Annotated in this window: 15 protein-coding genes and 1 pseudogene; 13 read left to right on the forward strand and 3 right to left on the reverse strand. The window is 30.2% G+C overall.

Annotated features, from left to right (window positions below; genetic code table 11):
• Position 1: 1 nt before the first annotated feature.
• From gpmI to TEGL_RS02130, 9 genes and pseudogenes are all read left to right on the forward strand, one after another.
• Positions 2–1,531, forward strand: coding sequence for a 2,3-bisphosphoglycerate-independent phosphoglycerate mutase (gene gpmI, locus TEGL_RS02090; RefSeq protein WP_018591749.1), 1,530 nt, complete (start codon positions 2–4; stop codon positions 1,529–1,531).
• A gap of 258 nt (positions 1,532–1,789) precedes the next feature.
• The gene (gene eno, locus TEGL_RS02095; RefSeq protein ID WP_018591748.1) at positions 1,790–3,082 is read left to right on the forward strand and encodes a phosphopyruvate hydratase; all 1,293 of its coding nucleotides are present in this window, start codon (positions 1,790–1,792) and stop codon (positions 3,080–3,082) included.
• Between the two features lie 229 nt (positions 3,083–3,311).
• A pseudogene (gene pyk / locus TEGL_RS02100) lies at positions 3,312–4,730 on the forward strand (pyruvate kinase); the annotation flags it as partial.
• 316 nt (positions 4,731–5,046) lie between these two features.
• Positions 5,047–6,057, forward strand: coding sequence for a LacI family DNA-binding transcriptional regulator (locus TEGL_RS02105; protein WP_018591746.1), 1,011 nt, complete (start codon positions 5,047–5,049; stop codon positions 6,055–6,057).
• Between the two features lie 757 nt (positions 6,058–6,814).
• Positions 6,815–7,960 carry an acyl-CoA dehydrogenase family protein gene (locus TEGL_RS02110; protein ID WP_018591745.1) on the forward strand — a complete coding sequence of 382 codons (1,146 nt, stop codon included), beginning with the start codon at positions 6,815–6,817 and terminating at the stop codon, positions 7,958–7,960.
• 33 nt (positions 7,961–7,993) lie between these two features.
• Positions 7,994–8,779 carry an electron transfer flavoprotein subunit beta/FixA family protein gene (locus tag TEGL_RS02115; RefSeq protein WP_018591744.1) on the forward strand — a complete coding sequence of 262 codons (786 nt, stop codon included), beginning with the start codon at positions 7,994–7,996 and terminating at the stop codon, positions 8,777–8,779.
• Positions 8,780–8,798: 19 nt separating this feature from the next.
• Positions 8,799–9,821: an electron transfer flavoprotein subunit alpha/FixB family protein gene (locus tag TEGL_RS02120; RefSeq protein ID WP_018591743.1), complete on the forward strand. Its 1,023-nt coding sequence runs from the start codon at positions 8,799–8,801 to the stop codon at positions 9,819–9,821.
• A 245-nt stretch (positions 9,822–10,066) separates the two neighbouring features.
• Complete coding sequence (locus tag TEGL_RS02125) at positions 10,067–10,471, forward strand: hotdog domain-containing protein (RefSeq protein WP_018591742.1); 405 nt, start codon at positions 10,067–10,069, stop codon at positions 10,469–10,471.
• Positions 10,472–10,650: 179 nt separating this feature from the next.
• Entirely contained in the window at positions 10,651–11,832 is a 1,182-nt protein-coding gene (locus tag TEGL_RS02130) for a CaiB/BaiF CoA transferase family protein (RefSeq protein ID WP_018591741.1), read from the forward strand.
• 73 nt (positions 11,833–11,905) lie between these two features.
• On the opposite strand, the gene TEGL_RS02135 is transcribed toward TEGL_RS02130, so the two are convergent.
• The gene (locus tag TEGL_RS02135) at positions 11,906–12,631 is read right to left on the reverse strand and encodes an HAD family hydrolase (RefSeq protein ID WP_018591740.1); all 726 of its coding nucleotides are present in this window, start codon (positions 12,629–12,631) and stop codon (positions 11,906–11,908) included.
• 210 nt (positions 12,632–12,841) lie between these two features.
• On the opposite strand from TEGL_RS02135, the gene msrA reads away from it, so the two are divergent.
• The 4 genes from msrA to TEGL_RS02155 all read left to right on the forward strand — a co-directional run bounded on the left by msrA (position 12,842) and on the right by TEGL_RS02155 (position 15,332).
• Complete coding sequence (gene msrA, locus TEGL_RS02140; protein WP_018591739.1) at positions 12,842–13,765, forward strand: peptide-methionine (S)-S-oxide reductase MsrA; 924 nt, start codon at positions 12,842–12,844, stop codon at positions 13,763–13,765.
• Positions 13,766–13,795: 30 nt separating this feature from the next.
• A complete protein-coding gene (locus tag TEGL_RS02145) occupies positions 13,796–14,473 on the forward strand; it encodes a DUF975 family protein (protein ID WP_018591738.1) in 678 nt (225 codons plus the stop codon).
• Between the two features lie 107 nt (positions 14,474–14,580).
• Positions 14,581–14,814 carry a preprotein translocase subunit SecG gene (gene secG / locus TEGL_RS02150; RefSeq protein WP_018591737.1) on the forward strand — a complete coding sequence of 78 codons (234 nt, stop codon included), beginning with the start codon at positions 14,581–14,583 and terminating at the stop codon, positions 14,812–14,814.
• A 146-nt stretch (positions 14,815–14,960) separates the two neighbouring features.
• Positions 14,961–15,332 carry a PH domain-containing protein gene (locus TEGL_RS02155; RefSeq protein ID WP_018591736.1) on the forward strand — a complete coding sequence of 124 codons (372 nt, stop codon included), beginning with the start codon at positions 14,961–14,963 and terminating at the stop codon, positions 15,330–15,332.
• Positions 15,333–15,398: 66 nt separating this feature from the next.
• On the opposite strand, the gene TEGL_RS02160 is transcribed toward TEGL_RS02155, so the two are convergent.
• A complete protein-coding gene (locus tag TEGL_RS02160; RefSeq protein WP_154650662.1) occupies positions 15,399–15,653 on the reverse strand; it encodes a hypothetical protein in 255 nt (84 codons plus the stop codon).
• Positions 15,654–15,667: 14 nt separating this feature from the next.
• Positions 15,668–15,871: an AEC family transporter gene (locus TEGL_RS02165; RefSeq protein WP_026255160.1), complete on the reverse strand. Its 204-nt coding sequence runs from the start codon at positions 15,869–15,871 to the stop codon at positions 15,668–15,670.
• Positions 15,872–15,996 lie beyond the last annotated feature (125 nt).

The following is a 15,996-nucleotide window of genomic DNA, read 5'->3' on the forward strand; positions in this document are numbered from 1 at the left end:
AATGAAAAAACCAGTAGCTTTAATCATCATGGATGGATTTGGACACACTACTAAAGTAGAAGGTAGTGCTATAGACAAAGCTAACACACCTAACATAAAGAAATTAGTAGATGAGTATCCAAATACATTAATAAATGCTAGTGGTCTTGATGTTGGACTTCCAAATGGACAAATGGGTAACTCAGAAGTTGGTCATACTAACATTGGTGCAGGAAGAATAGTATATCAAGATTTAACTAGAATAACAAAAGCAATAGAAGATGGCGATTTCTTTAAAAACAAAGTATTATGCCAAGCTATGGAAAATGGAAAAGAAAAAGCACTTCACATTATGGGATTATTATCTGATGGTGGAGTACATTCACATATAGATCACCTAAAAGCTTTATTAAAAATGGCAGATGATAAAGGTGTAAAAAAAGTTTATGTTCATGCATTTACTGATGGTAGAGATACAGATCCTCAAAGTGCTATACACTATGTAAGAGAAATAGAAGATTACATGGATGAGATAGAATGCGGAGAGTTTGCTACTGTAAATGGTAGATACTACGCAATGGACAGAGATAAAAGATGGGAAAGAGTTGAAAAAGCATATAATGCTATGACTTTAGGAGAAGGAGAAACTGCTTCTTCTGCAAGTGAAGCTGTTGCAAACTCTTACAAATCAGGAAACAATGATGAATTCATATTACCAACTGTTATAACTAAAAATAATGAACCAGTTGGAAAAATAAGTGATGGAGATTCTGTTATATTCTTCAACTTTAGACCTGATAGAGCTAGAGAAATAACTAGAGCTATAGTAAGTGATGAATTTAGTGGATTTGAAAAATCTCCTATAAAATGTTTCTTCGTATGCTTAACAGAATACGATGTAACTATACCAAATGTTCACATAGCATTTTGTCCAGCATCATTAAGTAATACTTTAGGTGAGTACTTAGCTAAAAATAAAAAAACTCAACTTAGAGCTGCTGAAACAGAAAAATATGCTCATGTTACATTCTTCTTCAACGGTGGAGTAGAACAACCAAATGAGGGTGAAGATAGATTACTAATACCTTCTCCAAAGGTTGCAACTTATGATTTACAACCAGAAATGTCTGCACCAGAATTAGTTGAAAAAGTTATGGCAAAAATAGATGAAAATAAATACGACTTTATAGTAGTTAATTTCGCAAATCCTGATATGGTTGGTCATACAGGAATTATGGAAGCAACAATTAAAGCAGTTGAAACTGTAGATGATTGTGTTGGTAAACTAGTAGATAAGTTAAATTCAGTAGGTGGTAGCGCAATAATAACTGCAGACCATGGTAATGCTGAAGTTATGATAGACTTAGAAACTAAAAAGGTTATAACAGCACACTCAACAAATCCTGTTCCACTTATAGTAACAGGTGAAGAATTCAAAAATGCAAAATTATTAAGTGGCGGTAGACTATCAGACTTAGCTCCAACTATACTTGATATGATGCATTTAGAAAAGCCAGAAGAAATGACTGGCCACTCACTAATAAGTAAATAGTTTTCAAAGATTAGGTGTTTATCACCTAATCTTGAGAATTTATATAATAATAAATTAACCTAATTTGTTAAAAATAAAAAAGATTATAAAGAGGTTGCTAATTTAGGAAAAAATTATATTTATAATAAAAATTTAAAATAATAATAGAGAAATTTATGAACTTACCCATCAATAAGTATAATAAATTTTAAAATACACATTTTAAATTTGAAATTGTAAGTTAGCAAATAAATTATTTAAATTGAAGGGAGAAATACCATGTCAGTAATAGAATCAGTATATGCAAGAGAAGTCCTAGACTCAAGAGGAAATCCAACTGTAGAAGTTGAAGTAGTTTTAGAATCAGGTGCAGAAGGTAGAGCTATAGTTCCATCTGGAGCATCTACAGGAGCTTTCGAAGCTGTTGAATTAAGAGACGGTGACAAAGGAAGATACTTAGGAAAAGGAACTCAAACTGCTGTTGATAACGTAAATAACATAATAGCTGAAGAATTAGAAGGAATGGAATCTACTGATCAACCAGGTGTTGATGCATTATTAATAGAATTAGACGGAACTCATAACAAAGGTAAATTAGGAGCTAACGCTATACTTGGTGTATCTATGGCTGTTGCTAGAGCATCTGCTGAAGAATTAGGATTACCATTATTCCAATACATAGGTGGAGTAAACGCTAAGCAATTACCAGTTCCAATGATGAACATATTAAACGGTGGAGAACATGCCGATAACAACGTTGACGTTCAAGAATTCATGATATTACCAGTTGGTGCTCCTTCATTCAAAGAAGGTTTAAGAATGGGTGCAGAAGTATTCCATTCATTAAAGAAAGTTCTTGGAGAAAAAGGATTAGCTTGTGGTGTAGGTGACGAAGGTGGATTCGCTCCAAACTTAGGATCAAACAGAGAAGCATTAGAATTAATAGTTGATGCTATAGCTAAAGCTGGATACGAGCCAGGAAAAGATGTTATGTTAGGATTAGACGTTGCTGCTACAGAAATGTACAACAAAGAAACTAAAAAATATGTTTTAGCTGGAGAAGGAAAAGAATTAACAGCTGAGCAAATGGTTGAATTATACGAAGATTGGGCTAACAACTTCCCAATAATAACTATAGAAGACGGTCTTGACGAAGAAGATTGGGATGGATGGAAAGTTCTTACTGAAAGATTAGGAAACAAATTACAATTAGTAGGAGACGATTTATTCGTTACTAACACTGAAAGACTTGAAAGAGGTATAGAAGCTGGTGTTGCTAACTCTATACTAATAAAAGTTAACCAAATAGGTACTATAACTGAAACTTTAGATGCTATAGAAATGGCTAAGAGAGCTGGATACACTGCAGTAATATCTCATAGATCAGGAGAAACTGAAGATACTACTATAGCTGACTTAGCTGTAGCTGTAAATGCAGGACAAATAAAAACTGGTGCTCCATCAAGAACTGATAGAGTTGCTAAGTACAACCAATTATTAAGAATAGAAGAAATGGTTGGAGACTGCGCTAGATACTGTGGATTAAACTCTTTCTACAACTTAAAGAAATAGGTTATAAAATAAAGAGATTAATATAAATGAAAATCCTAGCCACTTGCAGTACTAATTACTGTATGGCTGGGATTTTTTTACCTAATATAATAAAAAAATTGCATATTGTATACAAATCATGTGTATAACAGAATATATATGAGAAAACGTATCTTTATTAAACGAGAATTGAAAATATAAGACAAAATGATAGATTAATGAAATCTACAAGATATGGAGAGGAACTATTATGAATAACATAAAAAGAACTAAAATCGTTTGTACATTAGGACCAGCTAGTGAAACTGAGGAAATATTAAGAGGTCTTATAAATAACGGATTAAATGTATGTAGAATGAACTTTTCTCATGGTTCTCATGAAGAGCATAAAGTAAGAATGGATTTAGTTAAAAAAGTTAGAGAAGAGTTAGGACAACCTACTGCCATACTTTTAGATACTAAAGGACCAGAGATAAGAACAGGAAACTTTGCAGATCCAGAAGTTCTTCTTGAAGAAGGACAAACTTTCACAATAACAATGAAAGATGTTATGGGTAATAAAGAAATGTGTACAGTAAGTTACAAAGGTTTAGTTCATGATGTTAAAGTAGGAGATACTATATTAATAGATGATGGTTTAGTAGGACTTACTGTTAAAAAAATTAATGGTGACGATATAGTTTGTGAAGTACAAAACGCAGGAATAGTTAAGAATCATAAAGGTGTTAACGTACCAGGTGTTAAAGTAAATTTACCAGCTATAACTGAAAAAGATAGAAGTGATATAGAGTTTGGTATAGAGCAAGGAATAGACTTTATAGCAGCATCTTTCGTAAGAAAAGTTTCTGATGTTCTTGCAATAAGAGAAATATTAGAAGAAAACAATGCAACTGATATAAAAATAATATCTAAAATAGAAAACCAAGAAGGTGTTGATAACCTAGATGAAATCATAGCTATATCTGACGGAATAATGGTAGCTAGAGGAGATTTAGGTGTGGAAATACCAACAGAAGAAATACCAGTTGTTCAAAAATTAATGATAAAAAAATGTAATGATGCTGGAAAACCAGTTATAACTGCAACTCAAATGCTTGATTCTATGATAAGAAATCCAAGACCAACTAGAGCAGAAGTTACAGACGTTGCCAATGCTATCTACGATGGAACGGATGCAATCATGTTATCAGGAGAAACTGCTGCAGGTAAATATCCAGTAGAAGCAGTAAAAACAATGGCTCAAATAGCTAAGAGAACAGAAGAGACTGTAAACTACGATAAATCTCTAATAAATAAATCTAATAGAGCTAAGAATGTTACAGATGCCATAAGTTATGCAACTTGTACAACAGCTGTTGACTTAAATGCAAAAGCAATACTTAGTTCAACATCTTCAGGTCATACAGCAAGAATGGTATCTAAATTTAGACCAGACTGCCCAATAATAGCTACAACTAGTAATGATAGGGTATTAAGACAATTATCATTAACATGGGGAGTATTACCACTTAAGAGAAGTAAATCAAAAAGTACAGATGAGGTTATTACAAACTCAATAGAAGCTGGAAAGGCTGCAAATTACTTAAATAGTGAAGATTTAGTAGTTGTAACTGCTGGTGTTACATGTGGTGTAAGTGGAACAACTAACTTAATAAAAGTAGAAACAGTTTAATTAGAGAGATGCCAAAATCTATAGGGTGAATAAATTCACCTTAACTAAAAAATAAATTAAATATATAAGAGCCCTAGAAAAACTTCTAAGGCTCTTTTGTTTTCAGGGAATATCAAAATTGTGCATATCTTTAGAAAATCAATGGATATATTTTTAATACAAATTTTACTCAGAATAAAGAGTATGGAAAAGATTTATTTTTTATATTATACTGCCATAAAAAATATTATTTATAAAAATAAAAGGGAATATATGTAAAAATATAGAATGAAATATGAAAGCAACGAGAAGATTATGTATGGAGGTTGTAAATATGGATATACGTGAAATTGCAGAAAAAGCAGGGGTTTCTGTTGCTACAGTATCTAGAGTACAAAATCATCCAGAAACAGTAGCACCAGCTACACTAGAAAAAGTACAGGCTATCATTGAAGAATATCAATATACGCCTAATTGGTTTGCAAGGGGAATGAACTTAGGAAAAGGAGATACCATAGGTTTAATTGTTCCTGATATATTAAATCCAAGCTATATGGAGATAGTTAAAGGAATAGAAGAAATAGTATATAAACATGGATATATTACGCTTATGTGTAATGGGGATGGTGATTCAAAACAAGAAAGTGACTCTATTGATAATCTTTTAAAAAGAAGTGTAGATGGACTTATTGTACTTTCAACAGCGGTAGAAAAAGAAAAATTAATTGCTATTAGACAAAAGGGCATTCCTATAGTTTCTATAGGTGAAAGTAATGCAGGCACTGAAATAGATACGGTTAAAATAGACTATAGAAAAGCAACTCACCATGCTATGAAACATTTAGTTGGCATGGGATATAAAAGTGTGGCAATTATTAATGGACCAATTAGTAAAATAGAAAATCAATTAAGGTTAAAAGGATATGAAGACATACTAGAATCAGCTGGTATACCAATTGATAAAAAGTATATAATTTCGTCTAAAATTTCTATGGAAAATGGATATATTCAGGCTAAAAAACTATTAAAATTAGATAAATTACCGCGAGCTATATTTGCTACAGATGATGTAATAGCAATGGGAGTTATGGCAGCCCTAAGAGATGAAGGAATAAGAGTACCAGAAGATATCGCAATTGTTGGGTTTGATAATATTAATATTATAAAAATGATGGAGTCTAAGCTTACCACAGTAGAAAATCCTTTATATAGGCAGGGTATAGAGGGTGCAAAGCTTTTATTAGAGCTTATCGAAAGTGGTAATAAAAGAGAATGTATTCCTAAAGAAATTTTATTAAAAACTAAACTTAAAATACGTAAATCCTGTGGATATAAAAGTAAATAATATTTAGCATAAAACCTAGTAGTTATGAATAGATTATAAAATACATAGTCAAATATAACCCTTTGATTTACATAAAAGCCAAATTGATAATATGCAAAATAATAGGTTTAAATACAAAAAATGAATAAAATTAATTATTATTTAATATAAAAAAATTAATATAAAATAGATTGACAATAATAAAACAGGTTACTATAATTAGAAATATAAATAAAAATTTTCGAAAAAATAAAATATCATAAATAAAAATAAATATCTATAAAAATTAAAGGATATAAAAGTAATAATATAATCGACAGCTTGTATGTTTGATTCTAATCTGACAATAAAATAACTTACACTATTAAAATTCATAAGACCAAATCTGGAAATAAATAACTTTTAACATTCATTAAAAATACCCACAAAATAAAAACAAAACAAAAATTATTAAACAAAATAGAGTTATTATAATAAATTTATAAGACATATATATTACTATACCGATTTATATAAAAGCATATAAATAACTATTTCAAATTTTGTAAACGGTTACATAGGCGTTTGAGTTTAAAAAATAAAATTAAATGTCGATTTATAGAAAATATTGAATAAATTTTAGCGTTATAATTTTTTAGACATACAGTTACGGATTTAATTTCTCACTTCTTTTTTTATAGAAAGTGTATCTTCTGGAAGATTCATTATTAACAACTTGGGAGTTGAGATTTAAATATAAATAAGTTAATAGAATGATTGTTTATTAGGAGGATTATCTATGGAGGATTTTAAATTAACAAAAGAACAATTACTACAAAAGGAATTGTTCTACAGATTTTCAGAGAATGAAATTAGACCAATAGCTAGAGATATGGACGAAGCAGAAGAGTATTCTCAAGAATTAATTCAAAAACTACAAAAAGCTGGTATGTTCGGAATTCCTTACTCTCGTGAGTATGGAGGTCAAGGATCAGATGTTTTAACTTATGTACTATGTATGGAAGAAGTTTCAAAAATAGATGCAAGTACAGGGATAACAATATCTGTTCATACATCTCTGGCTTGTGCATGTATAAATGAATTTGGATCAGAAGAGCAAAAACAAAAGCATTTAAGACCATTAGTTGATGGAAGTAAAATCGGGTGCTTTGGTCTTACAGAACCCAATGCAGGAACTGATGCGTCTGGAGTTCAAACAGAAGCAGTTTTAGATAGAGATGAATATGTTCTTAGCGGTTCAAAAATATTTACTACAAATTCTGGCTTCGCTGATACTTTTATAATATTTGCTTTAACAGATAAGTCTAAAGGACCTAAAGGAATGTCTGCATTTATAGTAGATAAAAATTCAAAAGGACTTTCAGTAGGGAAAAATATACCTCGTATGGGAATAAGAGCTGCTTCAAACTGTGAAGTTGCTATAGAAAATGTTCGTGTCCCTAAAGAGAATTTATTAGGTAAAGAAGGTCAAGGATACAAGATAGCTATGACGGCTCTTGGTGGAGGACGTATAGGAATAGGTGCTCAAGCTGTTGGGATAGCTCAAGGATGTATAAATGAAACTGTAAAATATGTAAAAGAAAGAAAACAATTTAATCAGAGAATATCACAATTCCAAAATACACAATTCAAGCTTGCTGAATTACAAACAAAGGTTGATGCTGCAAGGTTAATGGTGTGGAGAGCTGCTGTGGCAAAAGATAATAAGGAAAATTATGCTCCTCTTGCTGCAATGTGTAAACTATATGCTTCAGGAGTAGCAAATGATGTAGCTAGAGAATGTGTTCAACTATTTGGAGGATACGGTTATTCTAGAGAGTATCCAGTAGAGAGAGCTTTAAGAGATGCTAAGATAACAGAAATATATGAAGGCACATCAGAAGCTATGAAAATGATAATTTCTGGTTCAATGAAAATAAAATAAATAGCATATAGGGATAAAAGGGGGAGTTTTACAATGAAAATTGTTGTATGTATAAAACAAGTTCCAGATACAACAGAAGTAAAATTAGATAAAAAAACAAATACTCTTATAAGAGATGGAGTTCCAAGTATAATAAATCCAGATGATAAGGCTGGTATAGAAACTGCATTAAGATTAAAACAAAGTTTAGACGCAACAGTAACAGTTGTTTGTATGGGACCTCCACAAGCAGAAGTAGCACTAAGAGAAGCTTTGGCTATGGGATGTGATGATGCAGTATTATTATCAGATAGAAAATTTAGTGGATCTGATACATTTGCAACAGCAACTATAATAGCTGCAGGACTTAAGTCTATAGATTATGACTTAATAATAACTGGTCGACAAGCTATAGATGGAGATACAGCTCAGGTTGGACCTCAAATTGCTGAACAATTACAAATACCTCAAGTAACATATGCTGAAGAGGTAAAACAAGAAGAAGGAAAATTAATAATAAAAAGACAGTTTGAAGATAGATATCATATGATAAGAGTTTCAACTCCTTGTTTAATAACTACATTAGCTGAAACTACTAAACCTAGATATATGTCAGTTAGAGGAATAGTAGAAGCTCATGAAAAAGAAATAAAAGTTTTAGGATTTGAAGAACTTAAAGAAAATTTTAATCCTGATAACATAGGATTAACAGGATCTCCAACTAATGTTTATAAATCTTTTACTAAGCCATCTAAAGAACCTGGTGTAATAGTTAATAAATCAGCAGATGAAGCTGTTACAGCAATAATGGAAAAATTAGTAGAAAAGCATATTTTATAAATAATAGGAGGATGGTAATATGAGTAAAAATATTTATGTATTCATAGAACAAAGAGATGGAAAAGTTCAAAAAGTTGGATATGAACTTATTGGAGAATCAACAAGACTTGCTAAGGATTTAGGTCAAAAAGTAGTGGGAGTTTTATTAGGACATAATATAACTGATAAAGCTGAAATGATAATAAAGCATGGAGCAGATGAGGTAGTGGTAGTGGATAACCCTATATTAGAAGAATATAGCACGGAGCCATATACAAAAGCTTTATCTAAGGTTATCAATGATTTAGAACCGGAAATAGTATTGTTTGGAGCTACTTCAATAGGAAGAGATCTTGCACCAAGAATTGCAGGTAGAGTTCATACAGGTTTAACAGCAGATTGTACATCTTTATCTATAGATGAAGAATCGAAGTTATTATTAATGACTCGACCAGCTTTTGGAGGGAACATAATGGCTACTATAGTTTGTAAAAAACATAGACCACAGATGGCTACAATAAGACCAGGTGTTATGTCTACGCTTGATATAGATATGGATAAAGAGGGAGAAATAAAATTATTTAATGTTGAATTTACAGATGAAGATAAAAATGTAGAAATACTTGAAGTTGTAAAAGAAAATAAAAAAACTACTGATATAACAGCATCAAAAGTTTTAGTTTCTGGAGGTCGTGGAATAGGTGGACCAGAAGGATTCAATATACTTAGAGAAGTTGCTAGTGAGTTAGGTGGGGAAATATCTTCTTCTAGAGCATGTGTTGATGCTGGCTGGATAGAGTCTAGTAGACAAGTTGGTCAAACTGGTAAAACTGTAAGACCAAACTTATATCTAGCTTGTGGTATATCGGGAGCAATACAACACGTTGCAGGTATGGAAGAATCTGATTGTATAATATCTATAAATAAAAATGATACGTCTGCAATATTTAATGCATCAGACTTGGGAGTTGTAGGGGATTTAAAAGTTATACTACCTAAATTACTAAATTCAATCAAAGAGTACAAAAATAAAGATAAAGAAACTGTAGATAGTTTGGTATAACATGGGATAAGCTTATTTGTGTTTGTTTATAAACAAAATTTGAATTAGTTCTAAAAATGAAAATATCTAAAATATATGGTTAGAAATTAAGATATCTTCAAATAAGTTCATATTAGAATTTATATAATTAAGGATTATTAAATTAGTTTATCAGAGTAAATAAGTTAAAAAGTACATATTTCTCTTAAAAAAACTAAGTAATAATAAATAAATAATAAATATAAAAAATTAAGGGGGACTTAAAAATGGAAAAAATAACATCAACAATAAGATTAAGAATGGCAGCACATGACGCACATTATGGAGGAAACTTAGTAGATGGTGCTAGAATGGTTCAATTATTTGGAGATATAGCAACAGAAATAATGATAAAATGTGACGGAGATGAAGGTTTATTTAGAGCATACGATAATGTAGAATTTTTAGCACCAGTATATGCAGGAGATTTCATAGAAGCTTATGGTGAGTTAGAAAAATGCGGTAATACTTCAAGAATAATGAAAATGGAAGCTAGAAAAGTAATAGCTCCTAGAAGTGATATAAGTGATTCAGCGGCAGACTTCTTAGAAGAGAGCGTAGTAGTGGCTAGAGCTCATGCAACTTGCGTAGTAAAAAAAGAATGTCAAAGAAGAACTGTAGAAAACGCATAATTAATTTATAGTCAACCCAACAAGTATAAATTGTATTATAAGCTCATATTGATAAAGTTGGACTTAATCAATATGAGCTTATTTTTTAGCTTCTTTTAATAATAATTAAGAATAATAAGTAATAAGTATATAATTTTTTAATTAAAAACAAGAAATAATTAAAATGGGGGTATTTAAGTATGAAAAAAGCATTAGAAGGTTTAAAAGTAGTTGATCTTACATCTGCTTTAAATGGACCGTTTTGTACAATGATATTAGCAGATTATGGGGCAAATGTTATAAAAATAGAGCCAGTTAACGGAGATCAATGTCGTGAGTGGGGACCGATAGATAAAAATAGTGGTGAAAGTGGTTTCTTCTGTTATGTTAATCGCAATAAAAAAGGTACTACTCTTAATCTTAAATCTGGAAAAGGTAAAGCTATGTTCTATGAACTAGTTAAGGATGCAGATATATTAGTTGAAAATTATAAGGGTGGGGTTACAAAGAGGCTAGGAATTGATTATGAATCTGTTAAAAGAGTTAACCCATCTATAATATATGCTTCCGGTTCCGGGTTTGGTCAATATGGACCAATGTCACATCGTGCTTGCTATGATATAGTGGCACAAGCTATGGGTGGTATGATAAATATTACAGGATTTAAAGAAACAAATCCTGTAAAGGTTGGACCTTCTATTGCAGATCACGTTGCTGGAATTTATTTAACTGTAGGTTTACTTATGGCACTATATAATCGTGAAAAAACAGGTCAAGGACAACTTATTGATGTATCAATGATAGATACAATATTTAGCTTACTTGAAAATGCACTTGTAAATTATACAGTTGGTGGATTTATACCAGAGCGTAATGGGAATATAGACCCTTCGATAGCACCATTTGATGTGTATGAATGTAAAGATGGTTTTGCTGCAATTGGGGTAGGTAACGATAGATTATTTGAAAAATTCTGTAATGCTATAGGTCATACAGAACTTTTAAAAGATTCTCGATATAAAACAAATGACCTACGTTGCAAAAACTACATACCAGATTTACAAAATATAATTCGTGAGTGGTCTAAAGATTATACAAAAAAAGAACTAGAAGATATGATGGAAAGTGCAGGAATACCATGTGGGCCAGTACTAAATATTAAAGAAGCAATTGAACATCCTCATATACAAGCTCGTGAGATGATGGTGAATTGTGAACATCCAACAGCAGGAAATCAGTACTTTCAAGGATGTGTTATGAAGCTTTCTGAAACACCAGGTACTATAGATACTCCAGCCCCATTATTAGGTCAACATAATGCAGAAGTTTTTGGACTTTCAGAAGAAGAGTTAAAACAATTAAAACAAGAAGGTGTAATTTAATCCATGTACATTAGATAGTTATAAATACAAAAAATAACAGGTTATTATTCTGGATTTGCAAATATAATACCTGTTATTTTTTATGTAAAACTTTATTAATAATATCTAAGATATCAGTGGTTGAATAAGCAGTAAAGTCTGGTTTAACAAACCAATCATTAGGAGTGTTCCCACTGTAGTTTGCTGCAATACAGATTACTTTAGTATTATATCCTTGTGATTTATAGGATTCTTCTGCATTTTTGCCGAAAATAGTATCTTCTTGATGATCACCAATATATACTAAAGTACTGTTATCTAATGAAATATCTAGCTTTTCAACACATTTTAAAAATGCCTTTGGATTTGGTTTTTGCTCAGTGTATGAGATATCTTCGTATCCTATAATACTATGAAAACATTTTTCAACATTATAATGTTTTAAGGTGTTATAAATATTTTTAGAACAATTTTGCGAGCAGATACCATGTTTAATATTAGATAAATTATTTACAACATAATCCATTTTATCAAACATATCAGGTAGTGTAGCATCCTTTAACTGATAAGGGCTCCACAACTTACCAGCCTCATCTATTTGCTCATCTGTTAATCCATAAGCAAACTTATATAACTCCCTCCAATTTTTATATTTATAATTTGCCTCTTCATAATTTTCAACAGAGGTTAGAGCTTTTGGAAGATTATTATCCAAATCAGGAATGAAGTTTTTTAAAACCTCTTTGGTTACTTCTATATTCTTTTTTACAGAATTCACTAGAGTACCATCGTAATCCCATAGTATAGCTGAAATTTTCATAATTAATACTCCTATTATATTTATATTTTATTAATTAAAATTAATATGAATTTACTTATAACTAAAATAATTGTAAATCAAGTAAAGAATAAGTGCACCATAATTTTTATTAATATATAAATAATTTGTAAATGAAAATTTGTAGATTACAGCAAACTATTTAGGGAATAAAAATAATAAAGATAGATTCACATGGAAAGGAGAATTATTATGAAAAAGTTAGCAACATTTGCGGGAGGATGTTTTTGGTGTATGGTAAAACCTTTTGATGAATATGAAGGTGTAGAATCTGTAATTTCAGGCTATACTGGTGGATATACAGAAAATCCTACTTATGAAGATGTATGCACTGATTTAACAGGACATATTGAAGCTATACAAATTACATTTGATGATGAAATAATAAGTTATAAAGAACTATTGGATATATATTGGAGTGTTATAGACCCTACTCAAGTAGGAGGACAATTTGCTGATAGGGGACATCATTACAAGACAGTAATTTTTTATCATGATAAAAATCAAAGAGAAGAAGCAGAAAAATCTAAAGAAGAATTAGGACAAAGTGGATTATACGATAAGCCAATAGTAACAGAAATTAGAAAAGCAGAAACTTTTTATGAAGCAGAGGATTATCATCAATATTATTACAAGAAAAACCCAGAGCATTATAATAGATACTACCAAGGCTCAGGAAGATCAAAACATATTAAAAAAATGTGGGCGAAGAAAAATCTTACACCACTTCAATATGAAGTAACTCAAAATTCTGCCACAGAACCACCTTTTGACAATGAATATTATGATAATTTTGAAGAAGGAATTTATGTGGATATAATAAGCGGAGAACCTTTATTTGCATCAAAGGATAAGTTTGAATCAGGTTGTGGATGGCCAAGTTTCGCAAAACCACTGAGAAAAGGAATACTAAGTTTTTATGAAGATTATTCTCACAATATGGAAAGAGTAGAAGTTAAGGGTAATAAAAGTGAATCTCATATGGGACACGTATTTGAAGATGGCCCAGAAGAAATGGGAGGACTTAGATTTTGCATTAATTCTGCATCTTTAAGATTTATCCCGAAAGAAAAAATGAAAGAAGAAGGATACGAAGAATATTTAAGATATTTATAGATAAAACTATCATAGTAGGAGGTTTGTACTATGATGAGCAGAAAACAAATAAAAGAAATTTCTAGATTAAAATTAAATCGAAATGGTAATTGGGCAATTCCGGTAATACTTACAGGAAGTATCATATTATTATCTGGATTTGCACAAAATAATATGATAATAGAAAATAGCTTTCTTTTATCATTAACATCAGGATTAGTGATAAGTTTATTAAATATATTTCTAGCAAAATGCTGTTTACAGATTGCTAGAAGTGAGGAAAATGACAGTATAGGATGGGCAAATATTTTAGTTACAACGTCAACATTTGCAAAATGTATTTTATATTCCATATTAATCTCTGTAATAGGAATGGCCATTACTTATTTATTAATATTAGTAGGAGGGCTATTTATAGATACTATTTCTATTGTTGGTATAATAATTTGTATTTTGTCGATGATTTTAGGAGTGATAATATCAATATATTCTGCATTTTCAATTTTTATAATACTGGATAAAGGATCAAATGTATTTGAAGCATGGTTACTTAGCTACAATCTCATAAAAGGACATTTTTGGGATATTATAATTATTGGTCTTAGTTTCATATTGTGGTATATATTTGCTATTTTAACTTTTGGGATAGGTATGTTTTGGATTACACCTTATGTAATGATAACTTATATTAATTATTATCTATATTTAAGTAATGAAAAATATAATTAGAAGTCAAGTATATATATAAAAGATAGGCCTATTCGTTGTAAAATACACCGTATTATGATAAACTAAAGGTTGAATATTTATTAATATCATAAATAGGAGGTTACATTATGATAAATAATGTATTAATGGGGATACAACTTGTTTTAGCCGTATTCTTAATGTTAGTTATCATGCCGCAAGAGGGCAAAGATAACTTTAAATCAGATTTTAGCGGTTCAGAAGAAGGCTCACAAGCTTACTTCAAACCAAAAGGAAAGCAAGCATTTCTTTTAAAATCAACTAAGATAGTATCAATACTATTTTTTATAAACGCAATAGCATTACTAGTAGTAAACAAATAATATTAAATAAATGGCCAAATTTAATATTCAAAAAGTTAAAGATTAAATTTAATTTTTAAATGAAGAAGATGATTATGCGAAAGCATAGTCATTTTTTGTTATAATATTGATATAATACTAAATTTATAATAAAAAGGGAGAATGTTATGGCTGAAATAGATAGTATTTTAGAATGGGTTTTTATTTCAAAGTGTAAAATACCAGAAGATATAGTAGATGTACTAGCACCAGGGGAAGTAGCAGTTACAGCCTACAGAACTTTAAGAGACAGTGCAACATTCACAGACAAAAGAATAATAATAAGAGATGTTCAAGGGCTAACAGGTAAAAAAGTTGAGATTTACTCTATACCATATTCATCAATAAACATGTGGTCAACAGAGACAGCAGGAATGTTGTTTGATTTGAGTGCGGAAGTAGAACTTTGGACTAGAGCGGGTCATATAAAAATAACACTACAAAAAGGTGTAGATGTGAGAGAGTTTGATAGACTTATTGCTCACTGTGTTTTAAGATAGACAAATTTTAAGCTGATAAATTATTTTAATTTATCAGCTTTTTTAGTAAGTAAAAACATATATTTATTATTGAACTAAATCAAAGCCAGCTCTTAGTAATGTTAAAGACAAAGGTGTTGCCATTTTTGAAATATCTTTAATAGTGTTTACAATAAATATGGGAAGCTTAATATTAAGAATCAACAAAAGCAAACCTAAAAAATCACCTATAATAAGAGGATTTGTAAATATACCCTGAATCATAACACCTCTTTTGCTGTTATCTTTTTCAATTATGGGTATAAATAAAAATAAAACTCCAAATAAAACTATAATAGGCATGGTAGCAAAGATCATTAATTTAGGATCAAAACACTGCCTAAATCTGTTGTATAAATATTGTAAAATAATAAAGTTGGTAAAAAGACTTTAAATGTAGAATTGTTCATAATCTTTACTGAATTTTTATTAAGTATTTTTATGTATTTAAGAAAATAGCCAAGAGCCATTACTAAACACAATGGTGCTACCACATTAAAGGATAAAATTAGATTTTCCACATATGTCACTCCCTTTTTCTGGAATAATAAAAGTATAGAGAAAGAGTAATAAAAAAGCAAATATTACAAAAATTAGACAAACTAGGAAATATTAGATAAAATGAGTAGACGGCAACTTTTTACAT

The organism is Terrisporobacter glycolicus ATCC 14880 = DSM 1288 (assembly GCF_036812735.1).
Lineage (GTDB): Bacteria > Bacillota > Clostridia > Peptostreptococcales > Peptostreptococcaceae > Terrisporobacter > Terrisporobacter glycolicus.